We start from the raw sequence: 15,319 nt of genomic DNA on the forward strand, positions 1-15,319 counted from the left end.
AACGAATAGAATGAGGTCACTCTGGAGAAGTTAGGAGAATATTGGTAAAAGGAGCTAATCCACGTGAACGAAACGAATTCGAAATCAGCAGCCGCTTTTCCCCAGTTTCCGGAATCGTACTGGCTGGCTTCCGCCCAAATTCCCTCCTATTCCAGGCTGAACGAAAATATCCGGGTGGACGCCGCTATCGTCGGGGCGGGAATTACCGGTCTGACAACGGCGTATCTGCTTGCCATGAAGGGCTTGAAGGTCGCGGTTCTGAACGCGGGGCGGATTTTGCACGGAACGACGGGGTATACAACCGCCAAGATTACGGCCCAGCACGATTTGATTTACGATCAGTATATTACCGACTTCGGTGAAGAAAAAGCACGTTTGTATTACGAGGCGAACCGGGACGCTCTTCAGTTCGTGCGTCATCTTGTCAAGGCACACGACATCCGGTGCCAGTTTGAAGAGCAAGATGCCATCGTGTACACGGATACGGATTCTTCTCTGCACAAAGTGTTCAAAGAATACGAAGCTTATGAAAAATTGAGAATCCCCGGTGCATATGTAGAAAAAACCGCTCTGCCTTTCGAAACGAAAGGGGCGGTCGTAATGAAAAATCAGGCACAATACAACCCGGTCCCGTTTCTGACTCATCTGGCTGAAGAAATCGTGCGCAAAGGAGGGCGGATTTACGAGGAAACGACCGTAACCGGATACGAGCCGGGGAGTCCGTCCATTCTCAAGACGAGCGGCGGGTTTACCGTCAGCAGCTCGCATGTCGTATCCGCTTCCCACTTTCCATTTAACAACCTGCACGGGCTGTATTTTGCGCGTCTTCATGCGGAGCGTTCTTACGTGCTCGCCGTCAAAACGGACAAGCGCTACCCCGGAGGCATGTACCTCAGTGCCGATAAGCCGAAGCGCTCCCTGAGGTCCGTGCTGATTAACGGCGAGCCGATGGTGATCGTGGGCGGAGAAGGACACAAGACGGGCCAGGGCATCTGCACGTTCCAGTATTACGAGGCGCTCGAGAAATTCGCGAGAGAAACCTTCGGGGTGAAAGAAATCGCGTACCGCTGGTCGGCTCAAGACCTGTACACGCTGGATACGATCCCGTACATCGGGCAGGAACTCGATGATGTTCCGAATCTGTACGTTGCCACTGGGTACAAGAAGTGGGGGATGAGCTCGGGCATTGCCGCCGCCCAGTTGAATGCGAAGCTGATTCTCGGGGAGGACAGCCCCTACAAGGACTTGTTCTCACCGTCCCGGTTTCATGCGACCCCGTCGGTTAAAACCTTTATCGTGGAAAATGCGAACGTCGCCAAAGAGCTCATCTCCGGCAAGCTGGAATATCCCTCGAAAGAAGCCGACGAACTCCGCGAGGATGAAGGAGCCGTAGTGCGGGTCCGGGGAAAAAGAGCGGGCGCTTACCGCGACCGCGAAGGCAGCCTGCACGTGGTCGATACGACCTGTACGCATATGGGCTGCGAGGTGGACTGGAACGAGTCCGAACGGACGTGGGATTGTCCCTGCCACGGCTCCCGTTTCACGTATACCGGTGAAGTGATCGAGGGTCCGGCTTTGAAGCCGCTGGCGAAAGTGCAGCTGGACGATTAGACGGCGGAATGCCTGAAAAAACCGCTCCGGCAAGGAGCGGCTTTTTGCGTGTTTTTCATAGAGGCGCGAAGCGGGACACCGGCGCTAATTCACTTAGAAGTAATCCGAGAAATAAGGCTGCTCATTCGTAATCAGCTTCTCCAGCAGTTGAACCGACTCTTTATCCGCGTGAAACCGGCGTATCCTCTGCAGGTAAGAAGGCCGCTTGTAGCTCATCAGCATCGTGGTCAAGGTCTGGATATCGAAGGAAGCGGAAGGAGTTCCGCCCCCGTCGGCCAGCCGGCCCCGGCCTTCTTTGTCCACTGTCAAAGTGAACGTTCCCTGATTCCATTCCAGCATGGGATCATGCAGGTTGAAGGTTAGCTTGCATTCTTCCCCCTGCGCCTGGAACGGGTACTGTTCGATGAACTGGCTCACATCCACGATCCTCGCCATGAAATAAGGCGCAATCGTTTCTTTGATATCTCCGTCCTCCAAGAGGAAGGACATCGGTTCGTCCTTGTAAGTATGGCCTTTTACATAGGTGACCATGGAGAAATGCGCGCTTATAAAATTCCACAGGCCCGTCCGGGCTTCTTCATCGAGAAAAACCATTTCCTTCATATGAAAAATTTCGCCTGCAATCCAGTACAGCAAAAATCCCGAAGGTTCATGGTCGGCATCGTAATAAATGGCCACGGTCATATCGTCGAGATCCCAGCGCAAATATTCTTCCCAGGCCAAATTGTTCCGCAGCATGGCGGCGTGATTCTGGAGAGCGAAGCGTTGATAAACGGTCTTGATGTCGGGGTGTTCGATTGTGACCCGTTCCACGTTGCCGGGGACAGTTTTCAGCTTGGGCAGCTGCGTGTCTTTGACTTCGAACGAAATTTTGTCGGAAATAATTTCCCAGCCTTTGCGCCGGTAGTACGGGATGGAGTATGGATACAAATACGAAATAGACTGCCTGCGTTCTCGCATGTTGGTAAGAGCCTGCCGCATCAGTTGGTTCATAAGCCCCATATTGGCGTATTCGGGATAAGTGCCGACGCCCGTCAAACCGCCCATATCGTAAATCCGGCCGAAAATATTGACTTGAAACGGGTATACGGCCAGCTGCGAAATCAGTTTGTCTTCGTCAAACCAGCCTAAGACATCGGCCTGCTTCAGCACCGGAAGTTTTGCCTGGGCAATTTCGCGGTCTTCCCAGCCGAACGTTTGCAAATCATGGTTCGTCACCTGGAACACATAGCGGAGCAAATGGTTGAACTGTTCTCCGTGCTGGGGCTCCACGCTTTTCATTTTGAGTCTTTCTTGCAGTTTCCGGCGGCTCATGGTCGCACCTCCGTATCGAGCGTTCGTTATAGGGGCCACATTAGGATGGACTCTCCCAATTTCCAGCTTACCCTTTTCAACCCGGGTGTAATCAGCATCGAAAAAAGGCGCAAGCTTAGAGAACAAATAGATCGGGAATGGTTAAAATTGTAGGTAGGAAACTACAACGGAGGCGGCAAAACCGAGTACGGCCGCAATAAAAAAAACGGAACGGAAAGCGTGTAGGAGAGGCTTTTTGTCCAGTTTAGGAGAGAAGTACTCCTCGGCGTCCGGAGGTTGTATGTACCTGTCTTCCGTATGAGTCAGATTAAACCTCGTAAAAATGCCGCTGGTGCATCCCCAGATTAACAGGGAAATAATGGACCCGATGAATAGATCATCGGAAAGAGAGCCGGCCATTCATTAACCTCCTGAAATAAAATCGTATTTCCTGATTATAACAAAAAGTTAGCGGTCTCAGGGTTTTTTTCTTTTATGAAAAAGCCTCCAGAAAGAACTGGAGGCTTTGAGCCGGACTGACGGATACCCACGAACACGTATCGGTAAGTAATAGCGTAAAATGATGCCTGCCCGCCCGCTGAGAGCCGGAGCGGACTCCTGGCGTACCTAGACCGGCCGGAGCGCGGGCCAATCCAGTTCGATCCCGGCTTTGGCCAGGTGCGACTGGAATTTGGCCAGTTCTTCCGGATCGCCACGCAGTTCGCTCGGCGTCATGCCGTTGTCGATGCAGTAAGCGGCGCAGTATCCGGCCGCTTCGCCGATATTCCACTCGACGGGATGAAGCCGGTAGCAGCCGTTCGTGATATGCGTGACGCCGATGTTTTTGCCGGCGGCCAGCAGGTTGCGGACGCGTACCGGAATGAGGCTGCCGAGCGGGATCTGAAACGGCAGGGAAGAGACGTCGATATACGGGCGGTTCTCCGTGCTCGGATGCAGGTCGATGCGGTAGCAGCCGATTCCCACACTGTCCGCGAACGCTTCGGCCCGGCCGTCGGGTCTGCACGCGGTGGCGACGTGCTGCTCCAGCACGGTAAACTCCGCTCTGATCCGGCGGGACTCGCGGATGTAAGGATACATCGCCAGGCCGTCCTCCGTGCCGACGACATCTTTGCGCAGCCGCAGGCCGGGGTAGCCTGTACCGCCGTCCGGACGGGGGGCTTCCGTCTGCAGCCAGTACAGGAGAGAGAGCGATAGCTGCTTGGCCTGGTACAGATGCTTCTGCTTCTCTTCGTCGGAAACGTCGATAACGGAACCGAGCCAGTAATCGTTTTGCGGCCAGTTGACGAGCGAAATACTGCTGCGATAGGTTCCTTCACGAAAATGCTCTTTGTCCGCGATCTGCCGGTACCGGAAGAGGGAGAAGTGCTCTGTCCCCGGAAAAATTTCATACCGGACCGGCTCGTTTGTGGCCGGCTTCACACCCGTCAGGCTGAGCAGGCGGTCCGGCCAGAAATCGGCTTTGTACGATTTCCAAAACTCGTACATCTCGGGTTTCTCGATGACGTGGTGCTCGCCTTCCAGATGATCCACCGCGAAGCAGTATGTAAAACCCTGCATATCGCCCGGAAGCGGATCTCCGGCTACCGCGTTCGGTTCTCCGGTTTCCGCGTAAGATTCCGCGCCGGTTACATACTCCGCTTTCGCAAGGGGCAGCAGGTCGCCGCATTCCGTAGCGTCCAGGAAGTAGGGAGCTTTGAGAACGGTCAGCGCGCCGCTGTCCAGGCTTTTCACCTCAACCGATGTAATCGCGTCCCCGTCTGTTTCCGCGTTTACCGGAATATGCCGGAGCAGGATGGTCACCTGACCGCTGTGAACGTAAGGAGCCAGCATTTGCTGGAGTACGGCCAGTGCCGTTCTGGGCTCGTGGCACAACCGGCTTACGGAGCCGCTGCCCGGGTTAAGCTCCGTTATCGCTTTGGCTTCGGGTGTCATCGGGAAATAATCCCGGTAATAATTCCGGACGCCTTCGCGGAACCGGCGGTATGTGCGGGTACAGCCGAATTTCTCGATCCACGGGTGTTCGTCCGGCGGAACCGCCTGACTGGTGAGCTGTCCGCCGATCCACAAGGTTTCTTCGGTCAGGATAACGCTCTTGCCTGACTCGGCTGCCGCAAGCGCTGCGGCGAAGCCGCCGGTTCCTCCGCCGATAATGACGACATCAGCTAATTGAATGGGGGTCATTGGGTTTAATCTCCTTTGGTTTGGACAAGGTGGTTGAAATTTTCATAGCTTTTGCGGATTCCTTCGGCTTCGTCTCCCGTTCCTTCGTATTCGAGGACATAGGCACCGTTATATCCGGCTTCCTTCAGTCTGGAAACGATAACGTCCAGATGGACGTCCCCTTCGCCGGCGAAGACGCCTTCATACGTTTTGCCGCTCAGCGCTTTGTATCGTCCTGCGGGTGTTTCGGCGAAGTCTTTAATATGGACATGCCCGATGTGAGGAAGCAGAACGTCCAGCGCATGAAGCGGTTTCTCGTCTACGAGCAGGAAGTTTCCCGTATCGAAGGTCGATTTCAAGGCCGGCGAGCCGACGCGTTTTAAAATCTCCAGGACTTGATCCCCTTTACCGGCAAGCTTGCCGTGATTCTCCAGACACAAGGTAATGCCCGCTTTTTCAGCTAAAGCCGCCGCTTCCCGGAGGCCGGATACGATCCATTCAAGTGCGGAATCGAACGTAAAGGCGTCAGACATATTTCCCGAGAAAACGCGGACAACCGGCGTCCCGAGCCTTCCTGCCGTTTCGATCCCGTCCCTCACCACACGGAGGGCTTCGGCTCTTTCGGCGGGAGTCCCTTTTACGAAATCGTTGCCGACGGCATAGCTGGACAAGGTTAGTCCGTTTTCTTTCAAAAAGGCAAGAACCGCTGGAATTTCAGCTTGTTTGTCTTTCCAGAAGACATCCAGAAGCTCGACTTGCGCGATGCCTTCCTGCTGACAAAAAACGAGAAAATCCAGGACGGTTCCCTGATTTTCACGGGTTGTACGGTGCATGCTCCACATACTCAAAGACAGCTTCATCAAGTTGTAACCTCCAGGTTGACAGACCCGCTGCGGGGCGAATTTATTTTATTGTAAAAGGAGGGCCGCCCTCTTAGTAGGTCAATGTCATGACCATTTCTGGTAGTTTGATGCCGACCTTAAGGTATAGTTCCGTCAGCACCTGATTTTTTGCGAAAAATTTCCTCGAACCGGGAGATGAGTCCAAAAATTATAGGATCATGGGGCATACGATATCCTATCCCAAACAAAGAAAGGGTGTTGACGAATGGGTTACGGAGGAGTAGGTTACGGCCTTGGTACCAGCACAGCTGTCATTCTGGTTCTCTTCATTCTGCTGGTCATAGTCTCCCGCACTTTCTTGTATTAGGCGAAACCCAGTGATCGGAATCCCTGCCGGCCAGGCAGGGATTTTTTGTTTGTGATTTTAGGGGCAAGCTTCCTTTAATATGGATCGATGTGGAAGGTCATGTAAGATTTTCTCATTCTGATTGCGGTTTGGCTTTATCTGAAACAGGTTATTAAGTAGAAGAGTTCATTTCCTAAACAGATCAAAGGAGGTTGTCCGATGAAAAAAGACGATCAGCGCGAGCCTGTAAACGAACAAAGCAAAGATAAACAGCTTGACCCGTACAGGGTGGACGACACCGGGCAGAAGTTGACGACCAATCAGGGACTTCGCGTCAGTGAGGATGAGCACTCCTTGAAGGCCGGGGTGCGCGGGCCGACTTTGATGGAAGATTTTCATTTCCGGGAAAAAATGACTCATTTCGACCACGAGCGTATTCCGGAGCGCATCGTACACGCAAGAGGATTTGGAGCACACGGTTATTTCCAGGTATACGAACCTATGACGGAGTATACAAAAGCGAAATTTCTGCAGGATCCTTCCGTGAAAACGCCGGTTTTCGTCCGTTTCTCGACCGTTGCCGGGTCGCGCGGCTCAGCCGATACCGTCCGTGACGTTCGCGGTTTCGCCACGAAATTTTACACGGAGGAAGGCAATTACGATCTTGTCGGAAACAACATGCCCGTCTTCTTTATCCAGGACGCCATGAAATTTCCGGACTTCGTCCATGCGGTCAAACCGGAGCCTCATAATGAAATACCGCAGGCTCAGTCCGCGCACGATACGTTCTGGGACTTCGTAACTTCCAATACCGAGACGGCTCATATGGTGATGTGGGCGATGTCGGACCGTTCGCTTCCGCGCAGTTTCCGGATGATGGAGGGCTTCGGTGTACATACGTTCCGATTCGTAAACGAACAAGGCAAAGGGCATTTCGTCAAATTCCACTGGAAACCGCTGCTGGGCGTACATTCCCTGGTGTGGGACGAAGTGCAGAAGCTGGCGGGCAAAGATCCCGACTTCAACCGCCGGGATTTGTGGGATGCCATTGAGACCGGTAATTACCCGGAATTCGAATTCGGTGTTCAGATCATCAAAGAAGAAGACGAATTCATGTTTGACTTCGATATTCTGGATCCGACCAAGATCTGGCCGGAAGAACAGGTTCCGGTGAAAATCATCGGTAAAATGACGCTCAATCGCAATACCGACAATTTCTTCGCCGAAACCGAGCAGATCGCTTTCCATCCCGGACATGTCGTTCCGGGGATTGATTTTACGAACGATCCTCTGCTTCAAGGCAGACTGTTTTCTTATACGGACACTCAGCTTTCCCGCTTGGGCGGCCCCAACTTCCACGAAATTCCGATCAACCGGTCGGTGGCTCCCGTGCATAACAACCAGCGCGACGGCATGCACCGGATGACGATTAACCGCGGACCGGTCAGCTATCACAAAAACTCGCTGGCAGGCAATTCTCCTGAACCCGCGTCGGAGAAAGAGGGCGGCTACGCTCATTACGCGGAGAAGGTGGAAGGCCGCAAAATTCAGGCGCGCAGCGACAGCTTCAAGGATCATTTCAGCCAGGCGACCTTATTCTGGAACAGTATGTCTGCCGTGGAAAAGCAGCATATCGTAAACGCGTTCCGGTTTGAGCTCGGCAAAGTGAAAACCAAAGAAATCCGCCAGCGGGCCGTCGATATGTTCAGCCGGGTAAGTGTGGATCTGGCAAAGCAGATCGCGGCGGGAATCGGCGCCAAAGCGCCGGAAGGCGCTTCCGATACCGGCGTGACGCTGTCCTCTCCGGCACTTAGCCAGATGAATACAGTGAAGACACCGCTGACCCGCAAAGTGGCCGTACTGGCCGGCAACGGCTTCCGGGGAAAAGAAGTGAGCGGCATGCTCCAAGCGTTGAAAGCGGCCGGTCTCGTTCCGGAAGTGGTCAGCGTGCAGCTCGGCACGATCGTATGCGACGGCGGAAATCCGATGGAAGTGGAGCATTCCCTTCTCACGGCAGATTCCGTGCTGTTTGACGCCGTCTATATCGCGGGCGGACGCCAGAGCGCCGACGAGCTTCTGGGTGATTCCAAGACGGCGGACTTCATCAAAGAAGCTTTCCAGCACTACAAGACCATCGGCGCAGTCGGTGAAGGCGCGGAGCTTCTCGCCGCAGCGGGAATCGCCCGATCGGCTGCCGGTAGTCCGCCGGCAACGGCTGCGCCGGAAATTCAGCCGGGCGTTCTGACGGCGGATCGCGCGGATGAAGCAGCCGGCTTCAGCCGTGATTTCGCGGCTGCCGTCGCCCAGCACCGCCACTGGAACCGCAGCCTGCAGTCGCAGGCGAAGTAAGCTCGGTTTCGGCAAGGTCTCGCTTTCAAGACCCCTGACAATTCAGGGGTCTTTTGCTTTTTTCTGATGATAGAGAAGGAAGTGAAAATTTGGGCTTGCTAAAACTAATGGCATTAGTTATTATAAAGCTAATGATATTAGTTTTTGGAAGCGGAGGAATATTCGATGAAAATTACGCGTGTGGGAAATCTGTACCAATTGGCTTTTTTACCCCGGCTATTTCCGGTAAACTGTTATCTGGTGGAAGAAAAGGACGGATTGACACTCGTGGACGCGGCGATGCCTTTCAGTGCCAAAGGCATTATGAAAGCCGCCGGCGGAATCGGCAAACCGATTAAGCGGATCGTTCTGACGCATGCGCATGAGGATCATGTCGGCGCTCTCGACGAGCTTAAGAAGATCCTGCCCCAAGCGGAGGTGTTGATCTCCGCCCGTGACGCGCGGCTGCTCAAGGGAGACGTCACTCTTGATCCGGATGAGCCTCAGACGCCCGTTCGCGGGGCCGTTCCGAAGAAAGTGACGACCGTCCCTGACGTGCTTTTAAAGGAAGGAGACCGGATCGGCTCCCTGCTTGCTTTGTCGACACCGGGACATACGCCGGGTTCGATGAGCTTCCTTGATGTCCGCAGCAATGCCGTCATCGCGGGCGATGCCCTGCAGCTCAGAGCGGGGATAGCGGTTTCGGGTCAAGTTAAACTGCTTTTCCCGTTTCCGGCGCTGGCTACCTGGAACAAATACGAAGCGCTGGATAGCGTCAAGAAGCTTCGGGAATATTCCCCGTCTCTGCTCGCGGTCGGCCATGGAACGATGCTGGCAAACCCCGCCGCCAAGCTGGATCTGGCCATTACCGCCGCCGAGCGGAATCTTGCAACCACGCTGAATGGAAGGAGCTCCCTTTAGATGTCACCCAGAATAGGTCTCGATGAACAAACACTTCTCAGAGCGGCTGCCGAGCTGGCCGACGAACACGGCTTTGAAGCCGTTACACTGGCCTTGCTTGCACAGAAGCTCAATGTGCGCTCTCCATCTCTTTACAATCATATCGAAGGACTGGGCGCTCTGAGAGCCAGACTTGCTCTCTACAGCCTGTCGATCCTTCAGGGTGATTTGGCCGCTGCCGTCGAAGGATTGGAAGGCGACAAGGCTGTCTTTGCGCTGGGGGCAGCTTATGCCGCCTTTGCACGGAGACATCCCGGTCTTTACGAAGCGACACTCCGCGCACCCGACCGGAAGGAGAGCGAGCTGGAGCGTATTTCGACCGAAATTGTCAGCCTTATCGTCGGAGTACTCCGTTACTACGGGCTGGAAGGGGATGCGGCTATCCACGCGACAAGAGGACTCCGAAGCATTTTGCATGGCTTCTCATCCATCGAGCGTTCCGGAGGTTTCGGGATCGCGCTTTCGGTGGAGGTGAGCCAGAAGCTGCTCATCTCGGCTTTTCTGGCAGGTATTCATGTGATGAAACAAGAAGAAACCGGGCCGCAGAATTCTGCTTTAAAATAAAAAGTTTGAGTTCAGACCAAAAGCATTCTAAATAAGGTTTTGGATGTAAAATAGGGTTTCAACCGAGATGAAGACAAATTAGACACCATTGATACAACACAAAACCCATAACGATCTAAATATAGAATTAATAATAAGGCAACCAAGGCTATTTCTTTAATTAGATGAAAGCCAATGGTTGCCTTTTATTTAAGTAATGTTATATATGATTAGTTTAGAGGTAATTATAATCCCATTTTGCGAACAATAATTTTTTCACGGTCATCAAATTGCTTAGGCAAAATAATGAAATCAGATTGCATTTCTCGTTTAACCTCGGTCTCGAATTCGAAATATATGGTTGAAAACTCGATATGTGAAATTAAATTTATCGGTATTAATATTTTTTTCGGATCAAAATCATTGTCGGTAGCACCAAGCAATAAACTGTTATCAATATTTGGATTTAAAAGGTATTTGTTTGCGTGGATATGTCCATTTCTAGTAGTTACATTTAACACTACTTTAGAATGACTGATAAAATGCCAGATCATTCTCAAAGGAATTAAGCTTAAGGAATATAAACTAAAACAGAGGATAAAAATATACACATAGCTAAAAGGCAATTTATAAAAATAAAAAACTGCCATAATAGAGGATGACACGTTTAAAGTATTTTCTTTTATCACCACTATTAAAAGTGAATTCACAAGGGTTCCCATACTAACCCCAATAGTTAGAAAATAGAAAATAATTAAAAAAAATAAAAGTAGCTTGGATTTTTTTGTTCGATTCTGATTGATTCCCCTTTTTGCCCAAGATCTATACTTAGATTGTGCTGTTTTACTCAATGAAAAAACAATAACTGCAATAACAAAAGGCACAAAGAACATGTAAAAATATTTAGATAAATAAATGGGAACTAAGTAATTGTAGAAAGAGAATTCTGAAGATGAATAGGTTGTAAATAAACCAAAGTATGCTGCACTGAAAACGGCACTACTCATCCATAGAAATACCCTTCGCACAGCTCTGCCTTGTCTACTCAGTAGAGTTTTTTCTTCATTGGAAAGAAGTGGTCTAAAATATCTAAGTGCATAGATGAGACCTGGAAATAGGAGTGTTACTATAGACGAGATTGTAAATACTCCTACACCACTGAATACCCATTGAATATCCGATTCTTTCAATTATTTTCATCTCCTTGCAATATGTTTAATAATTTTATCGTAATCGAACAGATATAAAATTAGAGTGCAATTTTTACAACGATATTTGTGCAATGTTAGCTTTTGGCTCCTGATTGTGCATATGACTGTTCACGATAACGGAGATAAATAATTATTTAACCCTGGAATTGGATATATTGTAAATTAAAAATAATCGACGATAACAAATCGGCGGCTAATTACTTTTGTTCAGCGATTGCTGTTTTTAGCCATTGGCTGAGAAAATATCTTGCTATCAGATTGGAAACCTGGATGATCAAAATAGGTTCATCAAACTTCAGACATAAAATTCATTTGAGAGAAGGAGCCTTCCCGGCTTCTTTTTAATTTCCAGTAAAATGGATATAATTCTCCCTCTATCATGCGAATGTCCCCCTTGTGGAAAACGCTTCCATATTTAAAAATAGGATCATGGCTTCTGCGCCCGACACCGGTATAAGCTCCTTTCATTTCGGGAGTTTTTATACAATTTACAGGAAAGGAGACGAAGAATCTTTACGCCTGCCAGGGAAGGCAAGGACCGCACAAAACTTAAATAGTGGAAGGAGTTATTTTATGCACGCAACGCAAGCGTACGGTAAGAAATTACTCCCATTGCTGCTGCTGGTCACTTTATTGCTCAGTTTACTTCCCCTTTATCCCTCTACATCATCGGGAGCGGCCGCCCAATGGGCGCCGAACACGGCTTACAAAGCGAAAGATCTTGTTTCCTACAACGGTGTCACGTATGAATGCCTGCAGCCCCATACTTCCTTGAACGGGTGGGAACCTCCGAACGTAGCTTCGCTGTGGAAAAAATCGGCGGACCCTACACCGAGCCCTAGCCCGAGTCCGAGTCCCAATCCGAGTCCAAGCCCCAACCCAAGTCCAAGTCCCAATCCAAGCCCCAGCCCGAGTCCAAGTCCAAGCCCAGGTACGGGAGCACCCGCTTGGCAGGCCGGCACCGCCTATAAGGTAGGCGACCTCGTCACTTACAACGGCAAAACATATAAAGCTCTTGCGGCGCACACTGCGCTTGTAGGCTGGGAGCCGGCTTCGACGCCGACGCTCTGGAAGCTGGATACGACGGATCCGACCAAGCCCGAACCGACGACGCCTTTCTGCGCGCCGGATTGGAGCGCTTCGAAGATTTACGCCAAAGGCAAAATTGTCGGTTATAAAGGAAAGGCATACAGAGCCACTTCCGATGTGCATGGCATAGCACCTGACGACACCACCTATAACATGTGGGAAGTAGCCGGCAAAATCAGCAACGATCTTTGTCCGGTGTCCATCCCGAACAACATAGATTACGGCACGGCGAACCCGGGAACCGGCAACACCAATGCCGGTAAAGTTAACCCGACGGGCGCAATCAGCGCCGGACATCCCGTATCCGGCACGGGAACGGGCGGCACCAAGGGCGGTATCGATCCCGCCACCGATCCCGGCGGCAACCATCCCGGCTTTGACGCCGATACGGGCGGACGGGTCGCCAAGCTTCCTTCGGGCACATTGCCGCTGCAGCACAACACGTACGAAATGAGTGCCGGCCAGGAAGTTGTCGAGTACCTCGGGGACTGGGCCATCTACGGCCGCCGGTTCGATTTCAGCAAGCTTCCGGTGAAGAACGTGAACCGGCTCGTTTACGGCTTCGCGGGCATCTGCTTCCCGGCTGCCCAGAACACGCAGGACCCGGGTTTCCCGACCACGGCTCCGGCATCGGTTAACCGGACGTGCAAGCAGAGCAAACTGCCTGACGGAGCAATGGCTATCGCGGATTTTGAAGCCGCTTTCTTGCGGACGCTTCCGGGTCAGACGGGAGGCAAAATCACGGGAACCGAGAGCATGTACGATCTAGATCCGAACGATGTAGCGGGTGTTTTCGGCGCGCTCTACCAGCTCCGCAAAGCGAACCCGAATCTGAAGCTGGATCTCTCCGTAGGCGGCTGGACGCTGAGCGAAGGCTTTCCGTGGATGGCTTCCGATACGACGCGACGCAAAGCGTTCGTCGATTCCGTCGTCCGCTTCCTGGAACAGTTCGGCTTTGACGGCGTCGACATCGACTGGGAATATCCCGCTTCCGACGGTGCCGTCATAGGGATGGCACGCAAGGACGATCCCGAGAACTACATCAAGCTTCTGAAAGAACTGCGGGCCGGCCTCGACTGGCTCACCAAGAAAACCGGCAAGGAATACCGCCTGTCTAGCGCGATTCCGGCGACGGAAGAAAAACTGGCCAAGATCGACTGGGCCGAAGCGAGCAAATACCTCAACCGTCTCTACGCAATGACCTATGATCTGAGCGGAGCCTGGGAACGGGAGCTTGGCCATCACACGCCGCTGTATCCAAACCCGAACACCAAGGACCCCGCAACGGGCAAGCACGTGGATCTCTCTCTGGATACGACTGTCAAGCTGCTTAAAGGATACGGCGTACCGGCCAATAAAATCATGATCGGCATCGCCAACTATCACCGCTCCAAAGCGATGAAAAACGGGGACATTACGGAATACACGAACGGTTTAATCGCTAAATCGACTTTCGGAGACCTGGCCTGGAAAGGCAAAAGCCTGATCCTCGGCATCGCCGGAGTAGGCTCCTGGGAAGCCGGAGTCGTCGAGGGTTACGATCTTTATCAGAACTACCTGGATAAAGAGCTGAAGCCTAAGAACGGCTATAAGCTATACACCGACAAAGCGGCCAATGCCGATTATCTCGTGAATCCGATCGGCTCGTTCATCACCGTCGAAACACCGCGTACTGTCGCGCTTAAAACGCAGTATGCCAAGGACAACGGGCTTGCCGGTATTTTCGGATGGCAGCTCGAGCAGGACAACGGCTACAACCTTAACGCGCTGAACCACATTCTCGGCAATAAGCTGGTCAGCGATGTTTCGGACGGCAAGCCGAAGGATCAGATTGCGGTGTGCGGACAGAACGTAACCGCGGCCGAATGCGATCAGCTTAACGCAAGCTTGAAAAAGTGAAGATTGAAGCAGCGGCATCCGTATCATTCCGACGATCCGGCCGATTAACCTTGTAAGCTAAATGGTCATAAGTTGTTTCTGCGGACCCTTCTGCGGGTGTCTTTTTTCAGACACCTGCGGGAGGGTTCCGTACGTCCTCCTGACGAAACGATTCCTCATCGACCGTGTTTTTGCTATAATAGGTGAAACTAGCAAAGGCTGACGCACGCAGTTGTAAGCGTGTGCACCTAACGGAGACGAGGGAGCATACGGCTGATGTTGACGATACGCAATTTGACCAAAAAGCTGACCACGGGACAGGAGATCCTATCCAAAATATCGCTGCAAATCGACGAAGGCGAGCTGATCGGGCTTGTCGGCGCAAGCGGGAGCGGGAAAACGACCCTGCTGAAGTGCATCGCTTTGAAAGAAAAATGGGACGACGGCCAGTTCATTTATAACGACCGGGACATTACGTCGCTCGGAATCGCCGAGAAGTTTAAGCTTAAGCGGGACTGGACGTTTATCGAAGAAAGCCCGGCACTGGACAGGAAGCAGACGGCCGTCAAGAACGTGCTGAAAGGGCGGTTTTACGAAAAGTCCGTCATGCGCATGTTAACCGGCACGAATGCCCGGGACGAGCATGTGCTTGCCATGGACTATCTGGAGAAAGTCGGCCTGCTCGATAAAGCCGAGAAGAAAGTCGAGGATTTGAGCGGGGGAGAGAGGCAGAGAGTTTCGATCGCGCGGGCGCTTGTGCAGGGCGCGAAAATTGTCATTGCGGATGAGCCTGTGTCCGGTCTCGATCCCGAAGCCGCCAACAGCGTGCTGCAAGATTTGCGGGAGCTTTGCAAGCGGGAGAAGGTGACGGTCGTCTGCTCCCTGCACAACGTGGAGTTCGCGGAGCGGTATGCCAGCCGCATCTGGGGCCTCGCCGGAGGGAAGATCGTCCTGGACATCGCGGGCCGCAAGCTCTCTTCAATGGAGCGAGCTAAAATCTTTGATTGATATTTTTCGACATTCCTTTGCAAAAAAGA

General features: G+C 52.2%; 12 protein-coding genes. 7 read left to right on the top strand and 5 right to left on the bottom strand.

Annotation, left to right across the window (positions count from 1 at the left end):
* Window positions 1–63: 63 nt before the first annotated feature.
* Window positions 64–1,611, top strand: a complete 1,548-nt coding sequence (locus AC58P5_RS00890) for an FAD-dependent oxidoreductase (protein WP_497384009.1) — start codon at window positions 64–66, stop codon at window positions 1,609–1,611.
* Window positions 1,612–1,704: 93 nt separating this feature from the next.
* Here the strand turns inward: AC58P5_RS00890 and AC58P5_RS00895 are convergent, their stop codons facing one another.
* The 4 genes from AC58P5_RS00895 to AC58P5_RS00910 all read right to left on the bottom strand — a co-directional run bounded on the left by AC58P5_RS00895 (window position 1,705) and on the right by AC58P5_RS00910 (window position 5,945).
* The gene (locus tag AC58P5_RS00895) at window positions 1,705–2,925 is read right to left on the bottom strand and encodes a GNAT family N-acetyltransferase (protein WP_497384010.1); all 1,221 of its coding nucleotides are present in this window, start codon (window positions 2,923–2,925) and stop codon (window positions 1,705–1,707) included.
* Window positions 2,926–3,066: 141 nt separating this feature from the next.
* A complete protein-coding gene (locus AC58P5_RS00900; protein ID WP_497384011.1) occupies window positions 3,067–3,324 on the bottom strand; it encodes a hypothetical protein in 258 nt (85 codons plus the stop codon).
* 207 nt (window positions 3,325–3,531) lie between these two features.
* Entirely contained in the window at window positions 3,532–5,106 is a 1,575-nt protein-coding gene (locus tag AC58P5_RS00905; protein WP_497384012.1) for an FAD-dependent oxidoreductase, read from the bottom strand.
* Between the two features lie 5 nt (window positions 5,107–5,111).
* Window positions 5,112–5,945 (bottom strand): sugar phosphate isomerase/epimerase family protein, encoded by an 834-nt coding sequence (locus AC58P5_RS00910; RefSeq protein WP_497384013.1) that lies wholly within the window; start codon window positions 5,943–5,945, stop codon window positions 5,112–5,114.
* Between the two features lie 247 nt (window positions 5,946–6,192).
* Here AC58P5_RS00910 and AC58P5_RS00915 point away from each other — a divergent pair, with 247 nt between their 5' ends.
* The 4 genes from AC58P5_RS00915 to AC58P5_RS00930 all read left to right on the top strand — a co-directional run bounded on the left by AC58P5_RS00915 (window position 6,193) and on the right by AC58P5_RS00930 (window position 10,125).
* On the top strand, window positions 6,193–6,294 hold the full coding sequence (locus AC58P5_RS00915; RefSeq protein ID WP_497384014.1) for a sporulation protein YjcZ: 102 nt from the start codon (window positions 6,193–6,195) through the stop codon (window positions 6,292–6,294).
* 198 nt (window positions 6,295–6,492) lie between these two features.
* Window positions 6,493–8,622: a catalase gene (locus AC58P5_RS00920; protein ID WP_497384015.1), complete on the top strand. Its 2,130-nt coding sequence runs from the start codon at window positions 6,493–6,495 to the stop codon at window positions 8,620–8,622.
* Between the two features lie 165 nt (window positions 8,623–8,787).
* Complete coding sequence (locus tag AC58P5_RS00925) at window positions 8,788–9,522, top strand: MBL fold metallo-hydrolase (RefSeq protein ID WP_497384016.1); 735 nt, start codon at window positions 8,788–8,790, stop codon at window positions 9,520–9,522.
* Window positions 9,523–10,125 carry a TetR/AcrR family transcriptional regulator gene (locus tag AC58P5_RS00930; protein WP_497384018.1) on the top strand — a complete coding sequence of 201 codons (603 nt, stop codon included), beginning with the start codon at window positions 9,523–9,525 and terminating at the stop codon, window positions 10,123–10,125.
* Between the two features lie 224 nt (window positions 10,126–10,349).
* On the opposite strand, the gene AC58P5_RS00935 is transcribed toward AC58P5_RS00930, so the two are convergent.
* Window positions 10,350–11,294 carry a hypothetical protein gene (locus AC58P5_RS00935; protein ID WP_497384020.1) on the bottom strand — a complete coding sequence of 315 codons (945 nt, stop codon included), beginning with the start codon at window positions 11,292–11,294 and terminating at the stop codon, window positions 10,350–10,352.
* A 594-nt stretch (window positions 11,295–11,888) separates the two neighbouring features.
* On the opposite strand from AC58P5_RS00935, the gene AC58P5_RS00940 reads away from it, so the two are divergent.
* Both AC58P5_RS00940 and AC58P5_RS00945 read left to right on the top strand, forming a co-directional pair.
* Window positions 11,889–14,303 carry a glycosyl hydrolase family 18 protein gene (locus tag AC58P5_RS00940; protein WP_497384021.1) on the top strand — a complete coding sequence of 805 codons (2,415 nt, stop codon included), beginning with the start codon at window positions 11,889–11,891 and terminating at the stop codon, window positions 14,301–14,303.
* A 255-nt stretch (window positions 14,304–14,558) separates the two neighbouring features.
* On the top strand, window positions 14,559–15,290 hold the full coding sequence (locus AC58P5_RS00945; RefSeq protein WP_497384022.1) for a phosphonate ABC transporter ATP-binding protein: 732 nt from the start codon (window positions 14,559–14,561) through the stop codon (window positions 15,288–15,290).
* Window positions 15,291–15,319 lie beyond the last annotated feature (29 nt).

Source organism: Paenibacillus sp. JT31N7 (assembly GCF_059692095.1).